Source organism: Rhodococcus sp. C-2 (assembly GCF_027854095.1).
GTDB classification, from domain to species: Bacteria; Actinomycetota; Actinomycetes; order Mycobacteriales; family Mycobacteriaceae; genus Rhodococcus_F; species Rhodococcus_F qingshengii.
Map to the genome: position 1 here is coordinate 451,181 of NZ_JAQGFI010000004.1, position 22,279 is coordinate 473,459.

The following is a 22,279-nucleotide window of genomic DNA, read 5'->3' on the forward strand; positions in this document are numbered from 1 at the left end:
CGCGGACCCGACACAACGGGTAGTGTTCAGGCAAGCCAACATTCGGCAGTATCTCTCTCGCTAGGTAGGAATTATGGTCAAGCTGGTCAGTCGCGTTTCCGCCATTAACTGGAATCGCGTCCAGGACGAGAAGGACGCCGAGGTATGGGATCGCCTCGTCAGCAACTTCTGGCTGCCCGAAAAGGTGCCGGTCTCCAACGACATCCCGTCCTGGGGAACGCTGACCGCGCAGGAGCAGCAGCTCACCATGCGCGTCTTCACGGGCCTGACGCTGCTCGACACCATCCAGGGAACCGTCGGCGCCGTCAGCCTCATCCCGGACGCGATCACTCCCCACGAAGAAGCGGTGTACACCAACATCGCCTTCATGGAATCGGTGCACGCGAAGAGCTACAGCTCTATCTTCTCGACGCTGTGCTCCACCCCCGACATCGACGACGCGTTCCGCTGGTCGGAGGAGAACCCCAACCTGCAGCGCAAGGCGCAGATCGTTCTCGACTACTACAACGGCGAGTCGCCGCTCAAGCGCAAGGTCGCATCGACGCTCCTCGAGAGCTTCCTCTTCTACTCCGGCTTCTACCTGCCGATGTACTGGTCCTCGCGAGCCAAGCTCACCAACACCGCAGACCTCATCCGCCTCATCATCCGCGACGAGGCCGTGCACGGGTACTACATCGGCTACAAGTACCAGAAGGGCCTCGAACAGCTCACCGAGGCCGAGCGTGAAGAGCTCAAGAACTACACGTTCGAGTTGCTCTTCGAGCTCTACGAGAACGAGGTCGACTACACCCAGGACCTCTACGACGGCGTCGGTCTGACCGAGGATGTCAAGAAGTTCCTGCGCTACAACGCCAACAAGGCGCTCAACAATCTCGGCTACGAAGGCCTCTTCCCGAAGGACGAGACGGACGTCAATCCGGCTATCCTGTCGGCACTTTCACCGAATGCGGACGAGAATCACGACTTCTTCTCCGGCTCGGGTAGCTCCTACGTCATCGGCAAAGCCGTCAACACCGAAGACGACGACTGGGATTTCTAGAGAGCGACCTACACGCCGAAGCCCGACTCCTGCACACGCGGGAATCGGGCTTCGGCCGTGTATTGGGAGCGGACTAGCGCTGAAACCACGCTTCCGGCTTGTCCAGCAACGCTTTTGCGAGGCGCAGACGCGAGGTTTCCGTCATGTCCGAAGGCAGTGCGCTCGGCGCGAACCACGCGACCTCGAGGTTTTCGTCGTCCGCCACGTGTGCATCTCCGCCGGTCCACCTGGCCAGGAAACACACGTCGAGGTACTGAGTCACGTCGCCGTTGGGGTACGTAATGGGCTCTGTGACATCGACACTCGTGATCCGAATCAATTCGGCGTCGACGCCGGTTTCTTCCTTCGCCTCGCGCACCGCCGCCGCCGACGGTTCCTCCCCAGGCTCGAGAACGCCGGACACGACGGCCCACTGACCGTTGTCGGCGCGGCGGGTGAGCAGGATCCGGCCGTCGTCGTCGCGGATCACGACGCTCACTCCGGACAGCCAGAGCGGCGCATGACCGACCTTCTCGCGCAAAGCGACAATGAATTCCGGGATCGGCATGATCAGAACCCGACCGTCACAGTTGTGGCGAGCCGCTTCGAATGTCGGAGTTGTGGTTCGTCCCAGTCAGCTCGCATATCCGTTCAAGGTTCCCTTCAAGTCCGCCAATACGGCGCGGGCGGCAGTCATCCCGTTTCCGTTCCAGATGTCGTCTTCAGCGACGAACACACGCCGGTCGGTGGCGGCGGCGAGGTCCTGCCACTGGTCGCTCTTCATGATCTCGGTGCCGTAGGTACGGCCGTTCGGCCCGTCGAAGAGGACGTAGATCAAGTCACCTTCGGCGACGCTGAGATCGTCGGCCGGAATCGGTGCCGTGGTCGCATCGGTCAATCGCTGCGCCGGTGGGCGCCGGACGCCGACGTCGCTGAGGATCTGTCCGGCGAAGGATGCAGGGCCCTCGATCTGTAGGTCCTTCGAACCGAACCGAACCACTGATGCCTGCGTCTGCGATGCATTCAATGCGTCGCCGAGCTGCACGACGTCCTGCTGGTAGCGGTCGAGCTCCGTCGCAGCCGCGGACGAACGGCCCAGTGCCTGGCCGGCGAGGGCGAACTGCGCTTTCCAGTACACGGGATCCGAGCCCGCGAACACGGTGGGGGCGATGGCGTCGAGTTGCCCGTACAAGCCGTCGGACGCCGGACTGGACCCGAGGATCAAGTCCGGCGCGGCGGCCTTCACGGCGTTGACGTCAGGTGCGCTCACGGGGCCGACACTCGGAATCTCCGAGATGCCGAAACCCAGGTACGACGGTTGAGGCGAGTCGACACCGGTTGCGGCGCCCACTACCCGCTCCCACAGACCGAGGGCGCACACGGCGTCCATCGAGACACTGTCGAGGACCACGATCCGTTGGGGATCGGAAGGAACCTCGGTTTCACCCGCAGTGTGTACGACTCGACGCTTCACCCCGGGGCCCGCTCCCGGGTCGGCTTGCGTCGGCGTCGGGCACGCGGTGGCGGTGTCGCGTTCGATGCCCATCACGCCGGCACCGGCGATCGACGTAGTGGTCCGGACGATGGTGCTCGCCGGATCGTCCGACGAGTCGGACGAGCAACCACCGAGGACGAGCATCGTGGCGGTGATCCCCAGGATCGAGACACGACGAACGGACGTGCGGGCGGTCGTGCGTGAGAGAACAGACGTGCGTGAGAGAACAGACGTGCGTGAGAGAACAGACAAGTCGACGGCTTCCTGTGTGAGCGGGCGCCGTTCAGGTTAGCTGTTCGACTCAGCTGTTCTGCTTGTCCACCTCGAACGTGTCCGAGAGGTCGTCGAGGATCATGTGGGCGCCCTGGATGCTGACCGGCGACATCCAACGTGAATCGTCCACGTCCACCTTGCGTCCTCGAAGCGTCTGCCACAGCGGGCTCTCGAGGAACGGCTTCGCAGCTTCGGCGCTCTTGCCCTCGGCGTCCTGCCAGGTGCTGATGAAGATGACGTCCGCGTCGGCTTCGTTGATCAGCTCGGGGCTGATCTTCATCATGATGTTGCCGGCATCGGCGGGGTCAGGTCCCTGGTTGTCCGGGCGCTTCAATCCGGCGTCCTGAAGAACGATGCCGCTGAACGAGGTGGTGCGGTAGAGACGTGCGGTCGGTTCACCGGCGAACCGGACTACCGAGATGACCGGGTTGTTCGCCTTCTCGTTGATTTCCTTGCCGACGGCAGCCGCGCGTGTTTCGTATTCGGTGATCTTCGCCTCGGCCAGCGATTCCTTGCCCAGCGCTTCACCGACTACGCGGATGTTGTCCTTCCACGTCGGACCGGTCGTCTGGGTGAAGACGGTGGGCGCGATTGCGGAGAGCTGCTCGTAGTTCTTCCCGTCGCGGACCTCGGCGGAGATGATGAGGTCCGGCTGCAGTGCGGCGATCTTCTCGAGGCTTGCACTGCTGACCGTGCCGACCGAGACGGCGTCCGCGGCGAATTCCTCTCGGGAGGATCCGAGGTAGTCGGGCAGACCGGGCTCGCGGTAGTCGACGTAGCCGACGAGCGGGGATTCGAGGAGAAGGACGGCGTCGGTGAAGCTGTTGTCGAGCGCGACGATCCGCTGGGGTGCGGCCGGGATTTCGGTGCTTCCGCGGAAGTGCTCGACGGTACGGGGAAATGCGCCCGACTCGGTCGAGTTGGTGTTTGCAGCGGGCTCGTCGTTACTCGAGCACGCTGGAACGACCAAGGCGATCGAAGCTGCGACCGCTACCAGCGCGGCCCGGCGGGGAAAGAATTTCACTGATTGGCTCCTGAGATGAGTTAGGCGAGGGTGACCTTATCAGTGGAGGGGTTGGCCGAAAACGGACACCGACCGAATTCTTCGACGCGCACGACACGCCGATTCGGAAGTGGGTTCGGACTCCCGGGGGAACATAAACCGCAGGTCGTTCGTTCGGTGCCGTGAAAAACGGATGCTCGAGTACGACGCAGAGTAGGACCGGGTCGCGGTGCCTCGGAGTCACGGTCTACGATTCGATGAGCGCAAGCCAGAAGCCGTTGTCCGCAGCCCGGGCGACGGACCCTGCGGGCGCAACCAAGGGCTCTTTGACGGAGTCTGCGGAGCGACCAAAGGCACATTCAGGAGGATCAGTGACTGCCGTAGCGCCCCAGCCAGTCCCCACGATAGCGCCGGCCAGGCCTTACCCGCCGCGGCAGGGACCCAAGGGCTCATTCATTTTCAAGATGATCACGACCACCGATCCCAAGGTGCTCGGAATCATGTACTTGGCGACTTCCATCGCCTTCTTCCTCATCGGTGGCCTCATGGCGCTGATGATGCGTGCCGAACTTGCTGTACCCGGCATGCAGTTCCTTTCCAACGAACAGTTCAACCAGCTGTTCACCATGCACGGCACGATCATGCTGCTGCTGTACGCGACCCCGATCGTCTTCGGCTTCGCGAACTACATTCTTCCGCTCCAGATCGGTGCACCCGACGTCGCGTTCCCGCGCCTGAACGCGTTCAGCTACTGGCTGTACCTGTTCGGTGCGATCATCACGACAGCCGGATTCGTCACGCCCGGTGGCGCAGCAGACTTCGGTTGGACGGCATACACGCCGCTGACCAGCGCGCTGCACAGCCCCGGCGTCGGCGCCGACCTGTGGGTCTTGGGTCTGGCCGTCGCCGGCCTCGGCACCATCCTCGGTGGCGTCAACATGGTCACCACCGTGATCTGCCTGCGCGCACCCGGTATGACCATGTTCCGCATGCCGATCTTCACCTGGAACATCTTCATCACCAGCATCCTGATCCTGCTGGCGTTCCCGCTGCTGACCGCTGCATTCATGGGCTTGTTCGTCGACCGCCATCTCGGTGGGCACATCTTCGACCCGGCAACGGGCGGTGTGCTCCTGTGGCAGCACCTGTTCTGGTTCTTCGGTCACCCCGAGGTGTACATCATCGCGCTGCCGTTCTTCGGCATCGTCTCGGAGATCTTCCCGGTCTTCAGCCGTAAGCCGATCTTCGGCTACAGCGGCCTGGTGTACGCAACGTTGGCCATCGCCGCTCTGTCGATCGCAGTGTGGGCCCACCACATGTACGCAACCGGCGCTGTTCTCCTGCCGTACTTCTCGTTCATGACGTTCCTGATCGCCGTGCCGACAGGTGTGAAGATCTTCAACTGGATCGGCACGATGTGGAAGGGGCAGTTGACCTTCGAATCGCCGATGCTGTTCTCGATCGGCTTCCTGATCACCTTCCTCTTCGGTGGTCTGTCGGGTGTCATCCTCGCGAGCCCGCCGCTCGACTTCCACGTCACGGACAGCTACTTCGTCGTCGCCCACTTCCACTACGTGGTCTTCGGCACGGTCGTGTTCGCCACGTACGCCGGTATCTACTTCTGGTTCCCGAAGATGACCGGTCGCATGATGGACGAGCGTCTCGGCAAGTGGCACTTCTGGACCACGTTCGTCGGTTTCCACGGCACGTTCCTCGTTCAGCACTGGCTCGGTGCCGAAGGTATGCCGCGTCGTTACGCCGACTACCTACCCTCGGACGGGTTCACGGTTCTGAACTCGGTGTCCACGATCTTTGCCTTCGTACTCGGTGCCTCGACGCTTCCGTTCATCTGGAACGTCTTCAAGAGCTACCGCTACGGCGAAGTTGTCACCGTCGACGATCCGTGGGGTTACGGAAACTCGCTGGAGTGGGCAACCACCTGCCCGCCGCCGCGTCACAACTTCACCGAGTTGCCGCGCATCCGTAGCGAGCGTCCGGCGTTCGAGCTGCACTACCCGCACATGGTGGAGCGGATGCGCGCGGAAGCGCACGTCGGCCCCGGCCACGGTGGGAAGAACGCCAGCACCGTGCTCGAAGATGCTCGTCACGAGCCGCTCACGGTCGGGGACGAAGGCGACCCCGGAACCGACAGCCGCTCCTGAGCGAAGTAACACACTGAAGTAATCAGCGAAGGCCCCGCCCGAGTAACGGGTGGGGCCTTTCGCTTGGCACAATAGTGACGATCAAGACGCGAACGAAGAAACGATCGGAGTTTTCGGTGGGTGCCTCTGACACCACTGTTCTGGTGACTGTGACCGGGCCGGACCGCCCTGGCGTCACCTCGGTACTGTTCGCGGCGCTGTCGCGGCACGATGTGCGTCTACTCGACGTGGAGCAGGTGGTGATTCGAGGTCGACTGACACTCGGTGTCATGGTTGCCTGCCCGAACGATCCCGAGGCGCTTCAGGAAGAACTCGAACAGGCGATGGCGACGGTCGGAATGAACGTCGACATCGAAATCGGTGCCGATCCCGGACGGCCCGCGGTGTCCACCCACGCGGTCGTTGTTCTCGGTAGCCCGGTCAATGCTCGCGCAATGCGATCGGTTGCACGCGAACTCGCGAAGCAGGGCGCAAACATCGATTCCATCCGTGGTGTCGCCGACTATCCGGTCACCGGTCTGGAACTCAGCGTCAGCGCGGCCGATACGGCCGACGGCGACGCGAAGCTGCGCACCGGACTCGCCGAGGTCGCCGCACTCGAAAACGTCGACATCGCGGTCGAGCGCGCAGGTCTCGCTCGCCGGGCCAAGCGTCTGATCGTGTTCGACGTGGACTCGACGCTCGTCCAGGGCGAGGTCATCGAGATGCTCGCCGCGAAGGCCGGCGTCGAGGACGAGGTCCGCGCCGTCACTGAAGCTGCGATGCGCGGCGAGATCGACTTCACCGAATCACTGCACCAGCGTGTGGCGACACTCGCCGGTCTCGACGCCTCCGTCATCGACGAGGTGGCAGAGAGCATCGAACTGACGCCGGGTGCGCGAACCACGATTCGCACCCTGCGCCGTCTCGGATTCCACTGCGGCGTAGTGTCGGGTGGCTTCCGGCAGGTCATCGAAGGTCTCGCACACGAACTCGAACTGGACTTCGTGCACGCCAACACCCTCGAAATCGTCGACGGCAAGCTGACCGGACGTGTGATCGGTGAAATCGTCGACCGCGCCGCGAAGGCCGTTGCGCTGCGCAAGTTCGCCGATCAGGTCGGTGTGCCGATGGAACAGACCGTCGCCGTCGGCGACGGTGCCAACGACATCGACATGCTCAACGCCGCGGGCCTGGGCGTGGCGTTCAACGCCAAGCCTGCGTTGCGGGAGGTCGCAGATGCTGCGTTGTCGCATCCCTTCCTCGACGCTGTGCTGTTCATTCTCGGTGTGACCCGCGACGAGGTCGAGGCTGCGGACGCCGTCGACGGTGGCGTGCGACGCGTACCGATTCCATGAGTTCCGATCCAGCATTCAGTTCCGATCCAGCTGTGATGTCCGGCCCCGATTCGCGCTGGCGCGAGCGCCACGCGGTGCTGGCTGCTGGGTACGGAGGGCGAGACGATCCCGCGGATCCGGCGCTGGTGTTGGCGATGCCGATCGTTCTGCACATTCCGAAGGCAGACCCGCCCAAGCGCACCGCACTGCTCGAGGCTGCGGCAACGGCGGCTGTGGCGCTGTGTCTGGACGAACGCGTCGGGTTCACCGAAGACGGGGAACCCGGCCCCTGGCACGAGGACTATTCGGCGTGGGTGGGTGCCCGGATTCGGAAGGTGTCTCGTCGAGCGCGAGGAGCGCAGTGGCTCGCCGCGCAGGAGGTACCGGGAATCACCGTCGATGTGGATGGCGCGCAGGCGCGGGCTCTGGTTCCCGGGCCGGTCGGAGAACTGGACCCGCGAATCAAGAAGTTGCAGATCGGTGGGACCGATCTCGAGCACGACGAGCCTGGCCCGCCGGAGCCTGGTCTTCCGGTGCTGTGGATCGACTCGGCGCTCGAGATGACGGTTGGCAAGGCTTCGGCACAGGTCGGGCATGCCTCGATGTTGTTGGCGGCGGCCATGTCCGAGAAACAGTGCTGGGCCTGGGCGCAGAACGACTTTCGCTGCTCAGTGCGCGACGCGAGCCCGGAACAGTGGGCCGAAGCAGTAGTTCGGCTGAAGAAGTCGGAGGCCGTCGCGGTTCGTGACGCTGGTTTCACGGAAGTGGCACCAGGCTCCATGACAGTCATCGCGGTTCCGTAGAGACGTAACCGACCAGTCCAGTATCGGTAACTTGGCTATGGATGAACAGTCCAGTGGCCTTCAAGATGGTCGAGTGTTGATACGGAGATTCGCCTCGCTGTTCGTCGGTCTGTGGTTGTACGGCTTCTCGATGGCCATGATGATCACGGCCGGTCTTGGTCTGGATCCCTGGGACGTGTTTCATCAGGGTGTGGCCGAGCACGTTTCGCTCAGTTTCGGCGTGATCACTGCGATTACCGGTGCGGTGGTACTGCTGCTCTGGATTCCGATCCGTCAGCGGCCGGGATTCGGAACGGTCGCCAATGTCGTTGTAATTGCCATCTCGGTGGATACCTCACTGGCCTTCTTGCCGGTCTTTGATTCCATGCCAGTTCGAGCCGTGATCATGGTCGCGGGAATCCTCCTCAACGGACTGGCCAGCGTTCTCTACATCGGCGCGGGCATGGGGCCGGGCCCCCGCGACGGATTGATGACCGGACTGGTCGCTCGCACAGGTCTGTCGGTCAGGCTCGTGCGTACCAGCATCGAGATCGCGGTCCTCGCTACCGGATGGCTCCTCGGTGGAACGGTTGGCATCGGAACCGTGTTGTACGCCTTCGGGATCGGGCCGACCATTCAATTCCTGATCAAGTTGCTGCCGGATTCCATGACAGCAGCGGTTACCGGAGGCCGTGTCACGGAACGTAAGGCCAAGACCGTGGGTCCGGTCAGCGAAATCTCGGTGCCGACGGGAACTTCGGCCGTGGAGGCAGGTTCGCCGGTCGGTGACGCCGAATCGAACGATGCAGTCAAGGTGCCGTCGAACCATTCCGGAGTGCCGACGGTGACCTGAACCGGTCCACCGGAATGCAGGATCAGGAGCCAACTGTCGTCACCGAGTGGGCGCCCGGTTCGAGTGTGAGACCGAACGTCGGCTCCGTCGATCCAGGCCTGCAGCGTTCGGTGACTCTCGTCGTGCCATGCGGTGTCGTCGAACTCGACGCCGGCAGCGTCGAACCAGACGAGGTCCGGGTGCTCCAGTCTTCTTCTGCCTTCGAAGAATTCGGGCTGACGCAACGCCGGTGCTGCTCGGCGTAATCCGAACGCTCGGGAGACGAACTGCACCAACGACTGATCGGCCGCCGTCCAGCCCAGGGCCCACGAATCGGCGGGGGAGGCAAGTGTGGGAACACAATACGCGTTGTTGTTTCCGCCGAGACTGTGGCCGAACTCGTCTCCGGCGGTGAGCATCGGTGTGCCTGTCGACAGCACGAGCGTGGCCAGTAGCGCCCGTACATGACGTGCCCTGGCGTCCTGAATCTCGGGATCGCTGCTCGGGCCTTCGATTCCGTGGTTGAACGAATCGTTGTGATCGGCGCCGTCACGATTGTCTTCACCGTTGGCTTCGTTGTGCTTGTGGTTGTACGCGACCAGATCGGCGGCGGTGAACCCGTCGTGCGCTGTGACGAAGTTGATCGACGCCCAGGGGCGACGGCCGCTGCCGGCAAAGATGTCCTCGGAACCGGCGAGGCGCGACGCGACCTTCCGGACGCTGGATCCTCCGTTCCAGAACTGGCGAATGGTGCTGCGGTACTTGTCGTTCCATTCGGACCACTGGAGTCCGAAGTTTCCGACCTGGTAACCGTCGGCCGTCGCATCCCACGGTTCGGCGATCAGCTTGCACCGAGTCAGTACCGGATCGGAGGAGATGGCGGACAGGATGGACGCCCGCTGGTCGAAGCCTCCGCCGCGCGGCCTACCCAACGCGCTCGCGAGATCGAATCGGAAGCCGTCGACACCCATTTCGGTGGCCCAGTAACGGAGGCTGTCGGTGATCATGCGGACGGCGATGGGGGAGCAGGCGTCGACCGTGTTGCCGCACCCGGTCAGGTCGATGTCGCGGCCGTCGCCGTCGAGAAGGTAATAGCCGGGGCCGTCCAAACCTCGCCAGCTGACACTGATTCCGTCGACACTCTGCTCGCAGGTGTGGTTGTAGACGACGTCGAGGACGACCTCGATGCCTGCCGCGTGTAGTGCGTCGACCATGATCCGGAACTCGGTGACTTCGCCGCCCGGAGTTGCCGCGTATCCGGGATGCGGGGCGAAGTACGACGCCGTCGAGTATCCCCAGTGGTTGCGCATCCCTCGCTCGCGGACGCTCTGTTCGGTCAGAAACGCCTGTACGGGAAGCAGTTCCACGGCAGTGACGCCGAGTGAGACGAGGTGATCGATCACGGCCGGTGCCGTCAGGCCGAGGTACGTTCCGCGGTGGGCGGCGGGTACTCCTGGATGACTGGCGGTGTACGCGCCCACATGCAGTTCGTAGATGACGCTTTCCTCCCACGGCGTCTCGAGGCGGGCTCCGGCGGGCGCGAGGCCGGGAGTCACCACGGACAGCGGCACGTGGCCGAGCGAGTCGACCGTCGACGGGTCGCCGAAGGGATCGTCGGCGTACGACAGGAGGGCACGGTGATCACCGAGATCCCCCTCGATGCGGCGCGCCCACGGATCGACGAGCAGCTTGTGTGGATTAAGTCTCAGCCCGGCGCGCGGATTCCACGGGCCGGACGCCCGAATTCCGTAACGCTGCCCCGCACCGATCCCGGAGATGATTCCGTGCCAGATTCCGTACGTGTGTTGCCGAAGTTCGACGCGATCTTCGTTTCCGTCCTGGTCGATCAGGCAGATGTGGACGCTCGACGCGGCCGGGGCGTGGACCGCGAACTGGGTTCCGGAGTCCACGATGTTGGCGCCGAGTGGGAACGGAGACCCGGGCGTCGGGGGGTGAGTTTCGATGAGAGGCGACACGCAAGATGATCCTGCCGTGAACGGCCGGAGAATGTGCGGGAAGATGTTCGGGTGCCGCTACCTGATCCAGATCTGCTCATCGATTTCGACAACGTACTCATCCGTCGGGGAGGGTCCACTCTCGTGGGGCCCGTCACCTGGAAAGTGGAGCTGGACGAGCGATGGGTGGTGCTCGGACCCAACGGTGCCGGCAAGACCTCGCTGCTGCGCATCGCGGCCGGTGAGACTTTCCCGACCAGTGGTTCTGCCCACCTCCTTGGCGAAGTGCTCGGCAAGGTCGACGTCAACGAGTTGCGCCCGCGAATCGGTTTGTCCTCGTCGTCGTTGGCGAACCGCGTGCCCGGCGACGAGAAGGTCAGCGACCTCGTCGTGTCGGCGGGCTACGCCGTTCTCGGTCGGTGGCGCGAGGAGTACGAATCCATGGACACCTCGCGCGCTGTGGAGATGCTCGAAAGCCTCGGCGCCGAGCACCTGGCGGATCGGACGTACGGGACGCTTTCCGAAGGCGAGCGCAAGCGCGTCCTCATCGCGCGAGCCTTGATGACCGATCCCGAACTTCTTCTCCTGGACGAGCCCGCCGCCGGGCTCGATCTCGGTGGACGTGAGGAACTTGTGGCCAGACTCGCCGAACTGGCTGCCGATCCGGACGCCCCGGCTACCGTTCTGATCACCCATCACGTCGAGGAAATCCCGCCGGGATTCACCCACGCACTCCTTCTCAAGGAAGGGGAGGTCGTCTCTCAGGGCCTTCTGGACGACGTCATCACCGCCGAAAATCTGAGCGCGGCATTCAGCCAGTCCATCAGCCTCGACAAGGCGGACGGCCGATACTTCGCGCGCCGCGCGAGACCGTCCGGAGCTCATCGCGCGTGAGCTTCAGTGGGACCTGAAATGCGGCCCAGATCACAGATCGCGTAGGTTCGCGAAGCATGGCTAACGAGAATGCAAACGCTGTCCCCGAGCCCAAGGATGCGTCGACCGTCATCTTGGTGCGCGATGCCGAATCCGGTATCGAGATCTTCCTGCTTCAACGAGTACAGGGGATGGCGTTTGCCGGGGGCATGACGGTATTCCCCGGCGGCGGCGTCGACAAGTCCGATGCGACGGCCGAGGTCGAGTGGGCCGGACCGTCGGTCGAGTGGTGGGCCGAGCGGTTCAGCACGGATGTTGCTCGGGCGAAGGCTCTCGTCTTGGCTGCGGTGCGGGAAACTTTCGAGGAGTGCGGTGTCCTGCTGGCCGGCCCCACGGCTGACACGGTCGTCGCGGACACGGCCGGCTATGCACAGGACCGAGTAGCTCTCGAAAAGCACGAGCTGTCGTTCAGCGATTTCCTGAAGAAGGAGAACCTGGTCCTGCGCACGGATCTGCTGCGGCCGTGGGCGAACTGGATCACGCCGGTGGGCGAGACCCGCCGCTACGACACGCGCTTCTTCGTCGCAGCGTCACCGACCGGACAGATCGCGGACGGGGTCACCTCCGAGGCCGCCGAGGTGCGTTGGCAGAGCCCGCAGGACGCGCTCGCGCATTGGCGGGAGGGTGGCAGCATCCTGTTGCCGCCGACGTGGAGTCAGCTGACCGAATTGGCCAAGTTCAGTTCGGTGGCGGAGATACTCGCAGCCGAGCCGGAGATTCCCGTCATCCTGCCTACGTTGATCACCGACGAGGAAACGCTGCGCGTCGAGTTCCCGAACCAGGACGGTTACTACGTCGCCGGGCCGCATCCGTGGTCGGTCAAGGCGGCAAAGTAACCTCTCGACCATGGCTGAATTTGTGACTCTCGAGGTTTCCGAAGGCATCGGCACCATCCGTCTGGCGCGTCCGCCCATGAACGCTCTGAACCGTCAGGTTCAGGACGAGTTGGCTGCTGCCGCACACGCTGCGACCGTCGACAAGGCAGTCAAGGCCGTCATCGTCTACGGCGGCGAGAAAGTCTTCGCAGCCGGTGCCGACGTCAAGGAAATGGCCGAGATGGATTACGGCCAGATCCGTGACGCGATCGGCGGCATGCAGGCCGGACTCGGTGCCGTGGCGTCCATCCCGAAGCCGACCGTTGCCGCGATCACCGGATACGCACTCGGCGGTGGACTCGAAGTTGCACTCTCGGCCGATCGCCGGATCGTCGGAGACAATGCCAAGCTCGGAGTTCCGGAGATTCTGCTCGGAATCATTCCCGGTGGCGGCGGAACGCAGCGTCTGGCTCGTCTGATCGGTCCGGCCAAGGCCAAGGATCTGGTCTTCACCGGCCGTTTCGTCGGGGCTGACGAGGCGTTGGCCATCGGTTTGGTCGACGAGGTCGTCGCTCCCGACGACGTGTACACCGCGGCCCGGACATGGGCCTCGCAGTTCGTCGGGGGAGCGTCACGTGCGTTGGCTGCTGCCAAGGCGGCCATCGACGAGGGTCTGAACACCGACCTGGAATCCGGGCTCAAGATCGAGCAGCATCTGTTCGCCGGATTGTTCGCGACCAAGGATCAGGCGATCGGCATGGAGTCGTTCATCGCCAACGGTCCGGGCAAGGCCGAGTTCACGGGCGAGTAGGCTCCCCTAAACTAGAACTTGTTCATCTCTTACCAGCGAGTAGGATAGCCGCCATGACAGCCAGCCCGAATGACGACGCAACCGTCACGCCGCCCGCCGCTACCGACACCTCGGTAGTCGACCCCGCGCCGCGGCCGCACGCCACGGCCGAAGAGGTCGAGGCCGCTCGTAAGGACACCAAGCTCGCCCAGGTGCTCTACCACGACTGGGAAGCCGAAACCTACGACGACAAGTGGTCCATCTCGTACGACGAGCGCTGCATCGACTACGCACGTGGTCGTTTCGACGCCGTCGCGGGCGATCAGCCGCTCCCGTACGAGCGCGCGCTCGAACTCGGTTGTGGCACCGGATTCTTCCTCCTGAACCTGATGCAGGGTGGAGTCGCCAAGACCGGTTCGGTCACCGACCTCTCGCCCGGCATGGTCAAGGTCGCACTGCGCAATGCCGAAAGCCTCGGCCTTCCGGTCGACGGCCGTGTTGCCGATGCCGAGACCATTCCGTACGAGGACAACACCTTCGACCTGGTGGTCGGCCACGCCGTGCTGCACCACATTCCGGACGTCGAGAAGTCGCTGCGTGAGGTCCTTCGTGTCCTCAAGCCCGGCGGACGTTTCGTCTTCGCCGGTGAGCCCACCACTGTCGGCAACTTCTACGCTCGCTGGCTCGGCCGCGCGACGTGGGAAGCAACCACGCGCGTGACCAAGCTGCCGTTCCTCGCAGACTGGCGTCGCCCGCAAGAGGAACTCGACGAGTCTTCTCGTGCAGCAGCTCTCGAGGCTGTCGTCGACATCCACACGTTCGACCCCACCGACCTCGAGAACATGGCGAAGTCTGCGGGCGCCGATCAGGTCCACGCTGCCACCGAGGAATTCGCCGCGGCGCTTCTCGGCTGGCCTGTCCGTACTTTCGAAGCGGCTGTTCCGCCGGAGAAGCTCGGTTGGGGCTGGGGGCGTTTCGCTTTCGGTGGTTGGAAGACACTCAGCTGGGTCGACGAGAAGGTGCTCCGCCACGTCGTTCCTCGCGGATTCTTCTACAACGTCATGATCACCGGCGTGAAGCCCGGCAACTGAATTGGGTTATGACTTCACCCTCGGCGACGTCGACTATCTCGGAAGTGATTCCGGCGTAGCTGCCTTGGCCGAGGTGGATCAGCTCGAACTGTCCACGCGTACGCGTCTGGCCGACATCGGCCGGGCGCGTACGCGTTTCGGTGATCACATGCCTGCGCTCGTGGACACCGTCCTGCTTCGACGAAAGGCCGCTACGAAACTGCCCGGCACTGATCAGTGGTTGTTCACGGACGACGCGATGCAGCAGGCCACTCCCGGTGTTGTGGCGGCGCACCGCGCGCAGCGTCTGATCGGGCGCGACGTCCACGACGTGACGTGCTCCATCGGCGCCGAACTGCATGCCTTGACCGGAGTTGCGCATCGCGTGATCGGCAGCGACATCGATTCCGTTCGCCTGGCGATGGCGCAGCGCAATGTGCCGAGCGCAGCGTTGCTGCGGGCCGACGCGCTCCGCCCGACGACACGCGAGACCGTCGTGCTGGCAGACCCCGCACGGCGATCGGGCGGTCGCCGCACTCACGATCCGGCAGCGTTGATGCCACCGTTGCCGGACCTCATCGAGGCGTACTCCGGCCGTGATCTCGCGGTGAAGTGCGCTCCGGGACTCGATTTCGACAAGCTGGGCTGGGACGGGGAAGTCGAGGTCGTCTCGCTCGACGGCGGCGTCAAGGAAGCCTGCCTGTGGTCGACGGGGCTGGCCGAGTCCGGCGTCACGCGTCGAGCTTCGGTGCTTCGCTCCGACGGGAGCGGGTGGGCGATCACCGACGCCGAGGACGACGTGATTCCGGAGCAAGCGCCGGGGGAGTGGATCATCGACCCGGACGGAGCGGTAGTGCGCGCGGGCCTCGTGCGCCACTACGCGGCCAGACACGGCCTCTGGCAGCTCGATCCACGCATCGCTTATCTGACCGGTGACAGCGTCCCTGAGGGAGTTCGCGGATTCCGGATCCTCGAGCAGATCAAGTACTCCGAGAAACTGCTCAAACAGACACTGTCCAAGCGGGACTGCGGTGTGGCCGAAATCCTGGTGCGAGGAGTCGACGTGGACCCGGCAGTGCTGCGTCCACGGCTCAAGCTCAAGGGCTCGCGTGCTCTGAGCGTCGTGATCGTGCGGATCGGACGATCGGCGTCGGCCTTCATCTGTGAGGCGTCCCGCTAGCTCACTTGAAGACGAACAGCTCACCGATTGCGCTGGGCGTCAACACTTCGCCCTTGGGGCCGATCGAGGTGCCGACGGTGAAGCCGACTGCTCCCGGCAACGTGTCCTGATCCACCGTCTCACCGGTTTCGGTGTCGAAGGTGATCAGGCTCAGTCCGTTCTCACCCTCGCGGACGACGGTGTATCCGGTGTCGCCGGCGGTCTGCGCCGGAACGCCCAGTTGCAGAAGGTCTTTACGTTCCCAGGCCAGTTCGGCGTGATCTCCCTCGTCGCGCACGGCAAGGAGGTGGCCCTTGTCGCCGCCGGCGGGAATGATCAAACCGTCGTCGGACGTCGAGGCACTACCGGCCGAGTTGAAGCCGATGTCGTAACTCCACCTGGTGTCACCGGTTTCGGCGTTCACTGCCCAGAGAGATCCGTTGTTGTCGGTGGCGTAGACGGTCTTGCCGTCCTTCGACAGGTCCGGGCTCGACGCCGTTCCACCGGGAAGCGCGTCGGTGGACCACTCGCGGGTGATGGACGGATTGTCGCCGCCCGTGTACTTCATGGCGACCAGATCGGCTGCCTGAGAACTGGGTCCGTAGAAGGTGAAGTAGAACTTGCCGGTGCCCAGGTCCACTGCCGGGGTATTGGCCACCGGGCAGCCGGACGTGCCGAGGAAGCACTCGTTCAAACCCTTGTTGTCGGGAATGAGTTCTGCATTCGCGCCCTGGTCGATCGACGGCGGCGGGATCAGGTCGAACGACGGAACCACTTTTGCGCCGGTCTGCGGGTTGAGCACGTTGATCTGACCCAATTGGGTGATGAACAACAGGTTTCCGTCGCCGGTGAACTGTGACGAGAGAGGAGTGCCCACAACGAGCGTGCGCCAACGCAATTGACCAGTCTCGGTGAAGGACATCATCGCGCCGCTCTCGCCGACGTAGACATTGGTGGCCGTGTCGACGATGGGTGTGGACGCGACTACTCCGTCGTTGAGTCGAGCGCACCACTTCTTGCGACCCGTATCCATCTGGAACGAGAAGAGATTGCAGCCGTTCTCGGTGCGGGCGGTGACGAAGCTCTGGCCGTTCGCGGCCACCGAGGCGTACGCGGCAACCGGACCGCCGAGAGGGCGTGACCATGCGAACTCGACATCGCGTGATCCGGTGACCGGGCTCGTGTCGCTGTTGCGGGCGTCGGCATGCATGGCCGGCCAACCCGCCGACGCGTACCGGTCCACCCGTCCGTCGTCGCTGCCGCAACCGGCGATCAGGGCCGCAGCGATCGCCGTCGACACCATCACGGACGACCGTAGGACCCGCCGCATCACAATCTCCCTGCCTTCACTTGATCAAGAGCCCTCGGTAACTGCACAAGCCCGGACCAGAGACTATCCCGACCGGGGCAACGTGACGGGGCACACCCCGAGGGTCGGTGAGTCGGCCCCACGTAGGCTGAACACTCATGACGAGCATGTGGGGCGCACCGTTGCGCACTCGATGGCGGGGATCACGCCGAGGCGACAGCGATCAGGCCAAGTTCTTGACGGTCGATTCCCTCAAATGGGTTCTGGCGAACAAGGCGTACACACCCTGGTATCTGGTGCGGTACTACCGTCTCGCCAAGTTCAAGATGGCCAACCCGCACGTGATCCTGCGCGGCATGGTGTTCCTCGGCAAGAACGTCGAAATCCATTCCACCCCCGACCTGTCCCGCCTCGAGATCGGGCGCTGGGTGCACATCGGTGACGGCAACGCGATCCGCTGCCACGAAGGCTCGCTGCGCATCGGCGACAAGGTCGTCTTCGGCAAGGACAACGTCGTCAACACGTACCTCGACATCGAAATCGGTGCGTCGACGCTCGTAGCCGACTGGTGCTACATCTGCGACTTCGACCACCGCATGGACGACATCAACACACCGATCAAGGACCAGGGCATCGTCAAGGGCCCCGTCCGTATCGGCCCGGACACGTGGGTGGCAGCGAAGGTCACCGTGCTGCGAAATACCCGCGTCGGACGCGGTTGTGTCCTCGGTGCGCACGCCGTCGTCAAGGGAGACATCCCGGACTACAGCATCGCGGTCGGCTCGCCCGCGAAGGCGGTCAAGAACCGCAAGTCCGATTGGGAAGCCGGCGCTGCCGATCGCGCGAAGTACATCGCGGCGCTCGAGGACATCGCACGCAAGAAGGCTGCTGCGGACGCTGCCGACGCGTCGTCGACGTCGTAGCTCACTTTTTGGCAGAACCAGCGATTACTTTCGGCGCCGCCACCGGTCTGTATCGGTATCGGCGCCGAAAGTCTGCGCCGGTGAAAGGAGTGCCGACATGAGCGAACAGACACCCGAATGGGTCGTGGCGCAGCGCCGCGAACTGGTGGGATTTCTCGAAGGCCTGAGCACGGAGCAGTGGAACGCGCCGACCCTGTGCGAGGGGTGGCGGGTCCGCGAAGTGATCGCGCACATCACCATGCCCTACCGATACTCGGCGCCGCGATTCGTCGTGGAAATGGTCAAGTCACGCGGAAACTTCAACAAGATGTCGAACCGGCGAGCGCTCGCCGATGCGTCCGAAGTCGGTGAGCGACAACTGCTTGCCTCGCTTCGCGACAACGTTGCACACCCGTGGAAGCCACCAGGCGGCGGCTTCGAGGGTGCGCTCTCGCACGACGTGATCCACGGTCAGGACATTCGCGTGGCACTCGGCGACGATTACGTGGTGCCCGAAGACCGGCTCACTCGTGTGCTCAGCGGACTCTCGCCCAAAACCGTGAAGTATTTCGGAACTGACCTCGACGGCGCTCGGCTGCGCGCCGACGACCGAGACTGGACGTACGGTGCCGGCGCCGAGGTTCACGGGGCGGCGCAGGATCTCCTGCTCGTGCTGTGCGGCCGGATGCTGCCACCAGGCCATCTGCTCGGGGATGCGAGTTCTCGTTTCACCGCGCCCCTCCCGACCCGCTGAGGTCAGCGCGTCAGCGACCAGGGAGCGGCCGCTCGGGAATCTGTGGCCGTGCCAACGGCTGCCGCACCCGACGCTTTGCGCCCGCGTAGACGTGAGCAGTCTCCTCGGCGACCTGATGCCAGTCGAAGTCCGATGTCAGGCGTGCGCGGGCGGCCACTGCCCGTTCCTGCGCCCCGGCGGGATCGTCGAGTACCTCGCGGACAGCCGAGGTGAGCCCGGCGATGTCGCCCGGTTGGAAGGACATCCCCGTCACCCCGTCGACGACGGCTTCGCCCAGTCCGCCTGCGGTGGACGTGATCAGCGGAGTGCCGGCCGCCGCCGCTTCGAGGGCGATGATTCCGAACGGCTCGTAGCGCGACGGCAGGACGATGGCGTCCGCTCCGTGCAGCCAGCTGAGCAGTTCCGTGTGATCGAGGTTGCCGAGAAAGTCCACCGCCCGCGCGACGCGATGCGTGCGTGCCTGTTGGTAGAGCCAGGTGAACTGGGTGCCTTCGCCCGCGATCGCGAGGGTCGTGCCGGGGTGGCTACGACGGATTCGGGGGAGTGCTGCGATGGCGTCCTGCACGCCCTTCTCGTATTCCAGGCGGCCGACGAAGAGGAGTTTCGGTGGTCCGGATCGCGGTCCACGTTCGCGAAAGTTCCACGTGGTCACGTCGATTCCGTTGCGGATGACGGTGATCGGCGGCAGCGTCGGGCCGTAGAGCTCGGTCACTTCTTCCTGCATGGACGCCGAACAAGTTATGAGAGAGTCGGATTCGTTTGCCAGCCACCACTCGACGGAGTGGACCTGGCGGTTGATGCGTCCGGAGATCCAGCCGCTGTGGCGACCCGCCTCGGTGGCGTGAAGTGTGGAAACCAGTGGGACATCATAGAATTCGGCCAGGGCGATCGCCGGATGTGCGACCAGCCAGTCGTGCGCGTGCACGACGTCGGGCTGCCAGCCCTCGCCCACTCCTGGCTTGTGCAGCGCCATCCCGGCACGGACCATCGCGTGACCCATCGCGAGGGTCCACGCGAGCATGTCCTCGCCGAAGACGAAGTGCGCGGGGTCCTCGGCCACTGCGACGACAAGGACGCCCTCGGAAATGTGCGTGATCGTCGGGTGCGTCGACGCATCCGTTCCGGAGGGGCGACGCGAGAGAACCACGACCTCGTGGCCTGCAGCAGCCAACTCGGTGGCGAGATGGTGGACGTGTCGACCGAGCCCGCCGACGACGACCGGTGGGTACTCCCACGAGACGATGAGAATTTTCACGACGGACTCAGTTCTGTGTCAGGTAGACGGCGAGCATCCAGTCCCGGGAACAACCCGTCGGCGCGATTCCAGCCTTCGGCGAGTCGCACGGCGACGGCATCGCGGCCGGAAACGAGCGCTTCGGAGATTTCCCTGGTCGCATGGGCGTGCTTGTGCGCACGTTCGCGGGCGTACCCCGCGGCCGAATCCTTGCTCACCATGAATGCCCAATCGCTCGAAACTGTCATCAGTGTCTCGCGAAGTATCTGATCGTTGACGCGGTTTCGCAGTTCCGGTCGTCCGGGTGCGTTGTCGCGTCCGCGAGACTTGTCCACGGTGCCGAGCGCGGTTTCCACCACTTCGGAGTTCAGTTGCACCAGGTCGGACACCTGATCGCCGGCCCAGACACGCCAGTCCTTACCCGATCCCCAGGACGAATCCTCGAGTTGAACGGGTTCGCCGACGTATCCCGATTCCTTGGCGTCGGCGAGGGTGCCGACGCGAATTCCGGCTTCCGGAAGCGCGCGCAGGAGCTTCTCGAGCCACTGCGGGCCTTCGTGCCACCAGTGCCCGAACAGTTCGGTGTCGAAAGCTGCGACCACCAGGGCGTCGCGGCCGATGCGGGTGGATTCACTGCGCAGACGCGCCCGAACGGTTTCGACGAAGTCGGCAACATGCTTGTCGACGGCGGCCGCAGCGAGTTCGGGGTCGTACGGCAACTTGTCGGCGGAGTCGACGGTCCGTCCGGTGACCCGCGACGGCTTGAGACCCGTCTCGTGGTCGTAGGTGTGGAAGTCGCGGTAGGCGGCGTGACCCGGATATCCGGACTTGGGGGACCAGACGCGGTAGCTGACCTGCAGGTCGCGGCCGAATGCAACCACGTCGGATTCTCGAACCGGGCGGCCGAGGGACGTGTCGCCGCGCAAGGCGGGGCCGTCGACCATGAAGTGGGTGACGCCCGCTTCGGCGTACCCGCGCTCCATGCCCGGGGTGTACCCGCACTCGGGTCCCCAGATCCCGGTCGGAGTGTGACTCCACCGGGCATGCGCGTCGGCGAGACCTTCGCGGAGGGAGAACGCCCGCAATCGAGGATCGAGCAGCGGTTGGAACGGGTGGGCCAGCGGCCCGCCGAGAAGCTCGAAGGCCTCGCGATCGATGAGGTCGCGGAACACCGGTGAGGCGCCGTGCTGCCAGTGAGTCTCGAAATCTGCGAGAGCGGCAGCTGACGCCCGGTGTTCGCGCGCGCCGAGTTCGCGGTGCGCCGCGTCCGGCATGCCGGCAGCCTCGTGGGCGCGGATCTGCCAGTTGCCGAGCCAGTGATGCATCCCGGCGAGGCAGTGGGGATCGTCCAACTGGGCCGCGAGTACGGGCGTGATTCCCAGCGTCAGCAGGTGCGATCGGCCCTCGTCGGCCAGGCGTCGTAGCGCGGCGGCGAGCGGAATGTACGACGCAGCCCAGGACTGGTAGATCCATTCCTCGCCGACTGGCCATCTGCCGTGGTTGGCGAGCCACGGCAGATGGGAGTGCAGAACCAGGGCGAACATCCCCGGTTCGGTGACGGGTGTTGCGTTACTCACTCGCCGGTTTCCTTCACGGCAATAGCGACGAGGTCGAGGCTGTCGTCGATGTCGGGTTCGCTGATGCTGAAGTCGTCGACGGTGATGCCCTCGACGTCGCGGGTGAGATCTTCCGGCCAGGGCTCGCCGGCCAACGCGCGGTCGATCTGCGCATTGATGAACGATCCGCCGTGCTTGGCGTCGAGTTCCTTCAGGCGCGAACCGTGATGGACGCCGGTCATCAACTGAACGCGGAATCCGGCGTCTTCGAGCAATTCGGTCATTTCGGAGGCGTTGAGCTCACGAGTGTGGAAAGGGTTGAGCGGCGTGTCGCGGCCGGGGGAGAAGGTGATCCGGTTGGGGGTGCTGATCAGAAGTTCACCGCCGGGAGCGAGAACTCGGAAGCATTCGCGTAGGAACTGACCCTGATCCCACAGGTGCTCGATCACCTGGAAATTGACGACGACGTCAACCGAGTTGTCCGCCAGTGGAAGCTCGGCGAGGTTGCCGTGGAGCATCTCGACGCGGGGGTAGCGGGCACGGACGTGCTCGACCGCGGAGATGTCGTAGTCGAGGCCGGTAACCTTTGTTGCGACGTCCGCAATCATGTTGGCGCCGTAGCCTTCTCCGGAACCGGCCTCGAGGACTCGGCGGTCCGTGCAGCGCTCCAGAAGTGCGCGGTACACCACTTCGTGGCGTCGGAACCAGTAGTTCTCCTCGGGGATTCCTGGCACGGTTCGTTCGCCCGTCAAGGGCAGGGGTGCGTCCTCGTGGTTGCTGACACTCGTTTCACTCACCCGTGCGAGATTAGTGCCATCCGAGTAGAACGTGTTCGCCGTGGTCCAGATCACTGCTGTCAATTCCTGTTCGTGCCGTTATGGTGGACGAGGTTCCACGTTAAGTTACCCACCGGTAACTTAA

19 protein-coding genes and 1 pseudogene are annotated in these 22,279 nt (G+C 64.2%); 12 read left to right on the forward strand and 8 right to left on the reverse strand.

Features of this window, described 5'->3' with window-relative positions; translation table 11 throughout:
- Positions 1–73: 73 nt before the first annotated feature.
- Entirely contained in the window at positions 74–1,039 is a 966-nt protein-coding gene (gene nrdF / locus PCS43_RS11275; protein WP_003944744.1) for a class 1b ribonucleoside-diphosphate reductase subunit beta, read from the forward strand.
- A gap of 73 nt (positions 1,040–1,112) precedes the next feature.
- Here nrdF and PCS43_RS11280 read toward each other — a convergent pair whose 3' ends face one another.
- The 3 genes from PCS43_RS11280 to PCS43_RS11290 form a co-directional block, all read right to left on the reverse strand.
- Positions 1,113–1,586 (reverse strand): NUDIX hydrolase, encoded by a 474-nt coding sequence (locus PCS43_RS11280; RefSeq protein ID WP_064075196.1) that lies wholly within the window; start codon positions 1,584–1,586, stop codon positions 1,113–1,115.
- Positions 1,587–1,652: 66 nt separating this feature from the next.
- Entirely contained in the window at positions 1,653–2,657 is a 1,005-nt protein-coding gene (locus tag PCS43_RS11285) for an iron-siderophore ABC transporter substrate-binding protein (RefSeq protein WP_245361627.1), read from the reverse strand.
- Positions 2,658–2,814: 157 nt separating this feature from the next.
- Positions 2,815–3,810 carry an ABC transporter substrate-binding protein gene (locus tag PCS43_RS11290; protein WP_204855690.1) on the reverse strand — a complete coding sequence of 332 codons (996 nt, stop codon included), beginning with the start codon at positions 3,808–3,810 and terminating at the stop codon, positions 2,815–2,817.
- A 350-nt stretch (positions 3,811–4,160) separates the two neighbouring features.
- On the opposite strand from PCS43_RS11290, the gene ctaD reads away from it, so the two are divergent.
- The 4 genes from ctaD to yczE all read left to right on the forward strand — a co-directional run bounded on the left by ctaD (position 4,161) and on the right by yczE (position 8,902).
- Positions 4,161–5,951 (forward strand): aa3-type cytochrome oxidase subunit I, encoded by a 1,791-nt coding sequence (gene ctaD / locus PCS43_RS11295; RefSeq protein ID WP_020907234.1) that lies wholly within the window; start codon positions 4,161–4,163, stop codon positions 5,949–5,951.
- A 116-nt stretch (positions 5,952–6,067) separates the two neighbouring features.
- Positions 6,068–7,288, forward strand: coding sequence for a phosphoserine phosphatase SerB (gene serB, locus PCS43_RS11300; protein WP_003944761.1), 1,221 nt, complete (start codon positions 6,068–6,070; stop codon positions 7,286–7,288).
- Complete coding sequence (locus PCS43_RS11305; protein WP_063836273.1) at positions 7,285–8,070, forward strand: peptidyl-tRNA hydrolase; 786 nt, start codon at positions 7,285–7,287, stop codon at positions 8,068–8,070. Before serB ends, PCS43_RS11305 begins: the two co-directional genes overlap by 4 nt.
- A 37-nt stretch (positions 8,071–8,107) precedes the next feature.
- The gene (gene yczE, locus PCS43_RS11310; protein WP_245219253.1) at positions 8,108–8,902 is read left to right on the forward strand and encodes a membrane protein YczE; all 795 of its coding nucleotides are present in this window, start codon (positions 8,108–8,110) and stop codon (positions 8,900–8,902) included.
- Here the strand turns inward: yczE and glgX are convergent.
- Positions 8,815–10,857, reverse strand: a pseudogene (glgX, locus tag PCS43_RS11315) (glycogen debranching protein GlgX); the annotation flags it as partial. The gene yczE and the pseudogene glgX overlap by 88 nt on opposite strands.
- 51 nt (positions 10,858–10,908) lie before the next feature.
- Here glgX and PCS43_RS11320 point away from each other — a divergent pair.
- Genes PCS43_RS11320 through PCS43_RS11340 form a run of 5 tightly spaced genes read left to right on the forward strand, consistent with a single transcriptional unit; the run spans position 10,909 to position 15,624 of the window.
- Positions 10,909–11,730 carry an ABC transporter ATP-binding protein gene (locus PCS43_RS11320; RefSeq protein WP_003944728.1) on the forward strand — a complete coding sequence of 274 codons (822 nt, stop codon included), beginning with the start codon at positions 10,909–10,911 and terminating at the stop codon, positions 11,728–11,730.
- A gap of 56 nt (positions 11,731–11,786) precedes the next feature.
- Positions 11,787–12,605, forward strand: coding sequence for an NUDIX hydrolase (locus PCS43_RS11325; RefSeq protein ID WP_003944751.1), 819 nt, complete (start codon positions 11,787–11,789; stop codon positions 12,603–12,605).
- Positions 12,606–12,615: 10 nt separating this feature from the next.
- Positions 12,616–13,395 (forward strand): enoyl-CoA hydratase/isomerase family protein, encoded by a 780-nt coding sequence (locus PCS43_RS11330; protein ID WP_003944701.1) that lies wholly within the window; start codon positions 12,616–12,618, stop codon positions 13,393–13,395.
- A gap of 53 nt (positions 13,396–13,448) precedes the next feature.
- A complete protein-coding gene (locus tag PCS43_RS11335; protein ID WP_003944733.1) occupies positions 13,449–14,465 on the forward strand; it encodes a class I SAM-dependent methyltransferase in 1,017 nt (338 codons plus the stop codon).
- 1 nt (position 14,466) lies between these two features.
- Positions 14,467–15,624 (forward strand): THUMP-like domain-containing protein, encoded by a 1,158-nt coding sequence (locus PCS43_RS11340; RefSeq protein ID WP_209908311.1) that lies wholly within the window; start codon positions 14,467–14,469, stop codon positions 15,622–15,624.
- Between the two features lies 1 nt (position 15,625).
- Here the strand turns inward: PCS43_RS11340 and PCS43_RS11345 are convergent, their stop codons facing one another.
- Complete coding sequence (locus PCS43_RS11345; protein WP_054827839.1) at positions 15,626–16,933, reverse strand: outer membrane protein assembly factor BamB family protein; 1,308 nt, start codon at positions 16,931–16,933, stop codon at positions 15,626–15,628.
- A gap of 137 nt (positions 16,934–17,070) precedes the next feature.
- On the opposite strand from PCS43_RS11345, the gene PCS43_RS11350 reads away from it, so the two are divergent.
- Positions 17,071–17,835 (forward strand): acyltransferase, encoded by a 765-nt coding sequence (locus PCS43_RS11350; RefSeq protein ID WP_003944741.1) that lies wholly within the window; start codon positions 17,071–17,073, stop codon positions 17,833–17,835.
- A gap of 97 nt (positions 17,836–17,932) precedes the next feature.
- Positions 17,933–18,568 carry a maleylpyruvate isomerase family mycothiol-dependent enzyme gene (locus PCS43_RS11355; RefSeq protein ID WP_042451128.1) on the forward strand — a complete coding sequence of 212 codons (636 nt, stop codon included), beginning with the start codon at positions 17,933–17,935 and terminating at the stop codon, positions 18,566–18,568.
- Between the two features lie 10 nt (positions 18,569–18,578).
- Here PCS43_RS11355 and PCS43_RS11360 read toward each other — a convergent pair whose 3' ends face one another.
- The 3 genes from PCS43_RS11360 to PCS43_RS11370 are packed head-to-tail and all read right to left on the reverse strand — an operon-like array spanning position 18,579 to position 22,155.
- Entirely contained in the window at positions 18,579–19,823 is a 1,245-nt protein-coding gene (locus PCS43_RS11360) for a glycosyltransferase family 4 protein (protein ID WP_003944732.1), read from the reverse strand.
- A complete protein-coding gene (locus tag PCS43_RS11365; RefSeq protein ID WP_209911574.1) occupies positions 19,820–21,346 on the reverse strand; it encodes a 1,4-alpha-glucan branching protein domain-containing protein in 1,527 nt (508 codons plus the stop codon). Before PCS43_RS11365 ends, PCS43_RS11360 begins: the two co-directional genes overlap by 4 nt.
- Before the next feature lie 29 nt (positions 21,347–21,375).
- Complete coding sequence (locus tag PCS43_RS11370) at positions 21,376–22,155, reverse strand: class I SAM-dependent methyltransferase (protein WP_042451468.1); 780 nt, start codon at positions 22,153–22,155, stop codon at positions 21,376–21,378.
- Positions 22,156–22,279 lie beyond the last annotated feature (124 nt).

Excerpts from the sequence above, each read along its gene's own strand:
- PCS43_RS11345 (WP_054827839.1), bottom strand. The coding sequence starts at position 16,933 with ATGCGGCGGGTCCTACGGTCGTCCGTGATGGTGTCGACGGCGATCGCT.
- PCS43_RS11325 (WP_003944751.1), top strand. The coding sequence starts at position 11,787 with ATGGCTAACGAGAATGCAAACGCTGTCCCCGAGCCCAAGGATGCGTCG.
- PCS43_RS11280 (WP_064075196.1), bottom strand. The coding sequence starts at position 1,586 with ATGCCGATCCCGGAATTCATTGTCGCTTTGCGCGAGAAGGTCGGTCAT.
- PCS43_RS11335 (WP_003944733.1), top strand. The coding sequence starts at position 13,449 with ATGACAGCCAGCCCGAATGACGACGCAACCGTCACGCCGCCCGCCGCT.
- PCS43_RS11355 (WP_042451128.1), top strand. The coding sequence starts at position 17,933 with ATGAGCGAACAGACACCCGAATGGGTCGTGGCGCAGCGCCGCGAACTG.
- PCS43_RS11330 (WP_003944701.1), top strand. The coding sequence starts at position 12,616 with ATGGCTGAATTTGTGACTCTCGAGGTTTCCGAAGGCATCGGCACCATC.
- PCS43_RS11285 (WP_245361627.1), bottom strand. The coding sequence starts at position 2,657 with ATGCTCGTCCTCGGTGGTTGCTCGTCCGACTCGTCGGACGATCCGGCG.
- PCS43_RS11365 (WP_209911574.1), bottom strand. The coding sequence starts at position 21,346 with ATGTTCGCCCTGGTTCTGCACTCCCATCTGCCGTGGCTCGCCAACCAC.
- nrdF (WP_003944744.1), top strand. The coding sequence starts at position 74 with ATGGTCAAGCTGGTCAGTCGCGTTTCCGCCATTAACTGGAATCGCGTC.
- PCS43_RS11350 (WP_003944741.1), top strand. The coding sequence starts at position 17,071 with ATGACGAGCATGTGGGGCGCACCGTTGCGCACTCGATGGCGGGGATCA.
- yczE (WP_245219253.1), top strand. The coding sequence starts at position 8,108 with ATGGATGAACAGTCCAGTGGCCTTCAAGATGGTCGAGTGTTGATACGG.
- PCS43_RS11305 (WP_063836273.1), top strand. The coding sequence starts at position 7,285 with ATGAGTTCCGATCCAGCATTCAGTTCCGATCCAGCTGTGATGTCCGGC.